Annotated in this window: 1 pseudogene; it reads left to right on the top strand. The window is 73.8% G+C overall.

Annotated features, from left to right (window positions below):
• Window positions 1–233 (top strand): annotated as a pseudogene (locus tag AC0IX4_RS23395) (NAD(P)/FAD-dependent oxidoreductase); the annotation flags it as partial.

Below are 233 nucleotides of genomic sequence, written 5' to 3'. Positions count from 1 at the left end.
CTGGCGGGCAAGCGGGTCGGCATCATCGGCACCGGCGCGACGGCGGGGCAGGTCGTTCCGGAAATCGCACCCGAGGTCGAGCACCTGACCGTGTTCCAGCGCACGCCCATCTGGGGCCTGCCGAAACCGGACTTCCCGCGCGGCCGGGTAGGACGCGCGGGCCTCGGGCGAGTTCCCGGAGTTCGGCAGGTCGCTCGCGTGGCGAGCCCGACCTGCGTCGAGGCGACGGTCCC

It is taken from the genome of Rhodococcus sp. AC861 (assembly GCF_979256035.1).
The sequence above is the reverse complement of the archived record's forward strand: the minus strand, read 5'-3'. Positions and strand labels throughout refer to the sequence as shown.